The organism is Ralstonia pickettii, from assembly GCF_001699815.1.
In the GTDB taxonomy this organism is placed as follows: Bacteria; Pseudomonadota; Gammaproteobacteria; order Burkholderiales; family Burkholderiaceae; genus Ralstonia; species Ralstonia thomasii.
The window spans coordinates 1-3515 of the sequence record NZ_MCGB01000055.1; the positions used below are offsets into that span (position 1 = coordinate 1).

Below are 3515 nucleotides of genomic sequence, written 5' to 3' on the forward strand. Positions count from 1 at the left end.
TTGAGCCGGGTGGCGCTCAAGCCGCCCGTTTTGTTGCCGTTCTTGGGGAAGAAGCGCGCGGTGGCAGGGTTTTCCAAGCACTGCGCAGCAGCAAAACCAGGGGCCCCGGCCTTCAGTTAACCGGGGGAATGCCGATATTCCCCTTTGTATTGATCGAAGGATCGCCCATTCAGGAGTTCGCCCCGTGTTAGTTGCCATCGGTTACATCGTGATTCTCGCGTCGGTGTTCGGCGGCTACATGCTGGCCGGAGGACACCTCGGGCCCTTGTTTCAGCCGACCGAACTGCTGATCATCTTCGGCGCCGGCATTGGCGCCTTCGTGGTCGGCAACGACAAAAAGGCCATCAACGCCACCGTCAAGGCGCTGCCGGGCCTGTTCAAAGGCTCGAAGTACACCAAGGCCCTCTATATGGAAGTGATGGCGCTGCTGTACGTGGTGCTGTCCAAGATCCGCCGTGAAGGGATGATGTCGATCGAAGCCGACATCGAGAACCCGCATGAAAGCACGCTGTTCGCCAATTACCCCGCCATCCAGGCCGATCACCACGCGCTGGATTTCATCTGCGATTACCTCCGCCTGATGGTGGGCGGCAACCTGAATCCGTTCCAGATCGAAGCGCTGATGGATCAGGAAATCGACACCCACCACCACGAAGCCGAACAACCTGCACGCATCATCACCAAAGTGGGCGACGCCATGCCGGCCTTCGGCATCGTGGCCGCCGTGATGGGCGTGGTGCACACGATGGGCTCGGTCGGCCTGCCGCCGGCAGAGCTGGGCAAGCTGATCGCCTCTGCGCTGGTCGGTACGTTCCTGGGCATCTTGCTGGCGTACGGCTTCATCGGGCCGCTGGGTTCGCTGCTGGAGCAGCGCGCCGAAGAGTCGACCAAGTTGTTCCAGTGCATCAAGGTGACGCTGCTGGCCAGCATGAACGGCTACGCGCCGGCAATTGCCGTGGAATTCGGCCGCAAGGTGCTGTTCTCGACCGAGCGTCCGTCCTTTGCCGAGCTGGAAGACCACGTCCGTGGCGCCAAGACAGCCTGAACCCACTCATGATCCTACTGCGCGTCCCGATCTTGGCCCTGCGATGCTCGCCGTACCCGTGTACGGCTGCGCTTCTCGCGCCAACCTCGGGCCTGCTCGCTACGGATCCTGAGCGGGTTCAAAACGATCACTACGACCACAAGAGCACAGCCACCGAGCTGCGCCACTAACCACACAGTACACACCGACGGGAGCGGACCATGAGCAAGTCCAGCACGCCGACCTTCATTGTCATTCGGCGCAACAAGAAAGGCGGACACGGCCACCACGGTGGCGCGTGGAAGATCGCCTACGCCGACTTCGTGACCGCCATGATGGCGTTCTTCCTGCTGATGTGGCTGCTCAGCTCGGTGACCAAGGCCGAGCTGTCGTCGGTTGAAACGTATTTCCGCACGCCGCTGAAGGTGGCGCTGTTCGGTGGCGCCGGGTCGGGCGACCAGTCGAGCATCCTGCAGGGCAGCCCGGCGCTCAAGCAGAACATGCCGCAGCCGAACCCGAGTCCCAGCCCGACGGTGCAGCGCCAGCGCAACATCCGCGATGAATCGGACGATGCGGCGCTGAACAAGCTCAAGCAGAAGATTGCCGAGATGGTCGAGACGAACCCGGTGATGAGCCAGTTCAAGCACCAGTTGCTGATCGACATGACCACCGAAGGCCTGCGCATCCAGATCGTCGACCAGCAGAACCGCCCGATGTTTGCCAACGCCAGCGCCGAGGTGCAGCCGTACATGCGCACCATCCTGCGCGAGCTGGGCACGGCGCTGAACGATGTGCCCAACCCGATCAGCCTGTCGGGCCACACCGACGCCACGCAGTACGCCACGCAGCACGGCTACAGCAACTGGGAACTGTCGGCCGACCGCGCCAACGCATCGCGACGCGAGCTGGTGGCGGGCGGCATGAAGCCCGAGAAGGTCAGCCGCGTGGTGGGCCTGGAGGCATCGGTGCCGCTGGACAAGACGAACATCTACAACCCGATCAATCGCCGCATCAGCATCGTCGTGCTCAACGCGCGCGCCGCCGAGGCTGTGCGCTCGGGTGGGGTCGAGCCGGTGGCCGACCTGCGCAATGACGGCAAAGACACGCTGACCGACGCCGCCGCACGTGCCACGGGTGTGGCAGACGCGGTGACTGCGGCCAAGCCATAAAGAGCGCCGAGGGGAGAAACAGTCAATGAGCGAGAAACACATCCTGGTGGTGGACGATTCCACGTCGATCCGCCGCATGATTGCCGCGTGCCTGCGCGAGTGCGGCTTTGCCGTGACGGAAGCCGGCGACGGCTCCGCCGCGCTGGAGGCCGTGCGCACGAGTGCGCAGGGCAGCCACCACCTTGTGATCACTGACCAGGTGATGCCGTCGATGGACGGCCTGACCCTCATCCGCGCGCTGCGCGCACTGCCGGCCTACGCCGACACCCCGATCCTCATGCTGACCACCGAGGCAGACAACTCCATCCGCGACCAGGCACGTGCTGCCGGCGCGACGGGCTTCCTGCCCAAGCCGTTCGACCCGGATGGGCTGACGGATTCGGTGATGCAGTTGCTCGAATGGCATGCGCAGACCCACGGGTCTGCATCGACGCATTAAACGACCGAGACGACAGATATGAACCTCGACCTTAGCCAGTTTTTCGGCGCCTTCTTCGAAGAGGCGGAAGAGCTGCTCGTCGACATGGAGCGGCTGCTGCTCAACCTCGATGTCGCCAACCCTTCCTCCGACGATCTGAACGCCATCTTCCGTTGCGCGCACTCCATCAAGGGTGGCGCTGCGACCTTCGGTTTCACGCACATGACGGAACTCACGCATGTGGCCGAATCGATTCTGGATCGCGCCCGCACCGGTACCCTGCAGCTGCGCGAAAACATGGTGGATGCCTTCCTGGAAACGAAAGACGTGTTGAAAAGCCAACTTGATGCCTACCGGCAAGAGCACCCCATCGATACGGCCACGCTCGAATACATGGTGGCCAAGCTCAACAGCCTGACCGCCGAGGACGGTGCCCCTGTTGCTGCCGCACCGGCAGTTGCGGCCCCCGTGGCGGCGGCACCCGAACCGGTGGCCGCGCCCCAGCCCGCCCCGGTGGTTGTCGAGGCGCCTGCAGCCGAAGTCGTGGGCGACATCGAAGGCGGCCTGGACATCAAGCTCATCAACGTCTCGAACGAAGACTGCGAGCTGATCGTCACCGAACTCAAGCACCTGGGCACCGTGCTGCGCCACGCGCGCACCGGCCGCAACAGCGACATCGTGCTGCAGAGCACCTGCACCGCCGACGACATCATCGCGGTGAGCTGCTTCATTATCGATGCCGACCAGATCGTTATCACACCGCACGTAGGTGGCGCGGCGCCGGCCGCTGAAGCCGCTGCGCCGGTGGTGGCGGCACCGACGCCCGCTGCCGCACAGACGGAAGTGCACGCCCCGGCTGCGAACGAAGCTGCGCCGGCCCAGGCCGTTGCCGCTGCCGCCGTCC

The 3515-nt window shown here is 64.0% G+C and carries 4 protein-coding genes; all 4 read left to right on the top strand.

Annotated features, from left to right (window positions below; translation table 11 throughout):
- Positions 1-184: 184 nt before the first annotated feature.
- Positions 185-1045 carry a flagellar motor stator protein MotA gene (motA, locus tag BEK68_RS07610; protein ID WP_012430145.1) on the top strand — a complete coding sequence of 287 codons (861 nt, stop codon included), beginning with the start codon at positions 185-187 and terminating at the stop codon, positions 1043-1045.
- A gap of 200 nt (positions 1046-1245) precedes the next feature.
- Positions 1246-2193: a flagellar motor protein MotB gene (gene motB, locus BEK68_RS07615; RefSeq protein ID WP_012430146.1), complete on the top strand. Its 948-nt coding sequence runs from the start codon at positions 1246-1248 to the stop codon at positions 2191-2193.
- Positions 2194-2218: 25 nt separating this feature from the next.
- On the top strand, positions 2219-2632 hold the full coding sequence (locus tag BEK68_RS07620) for a response regulator (RefSeq protein ID WP_012430147.1): 414 nt from the start codon (positions 2219-2221) through the stop codon (positions 2630-2632).
- Between the two features lie 18 nt (positions 2633-2650).
- A partial coding sequence (locus BEK68_RS07625) for an Hpt domain-containing protein (RefSeq protein WP_170816374.1) occupies positions 2651-3515 on the top strand: 865 nt, incomplete at its 3' end.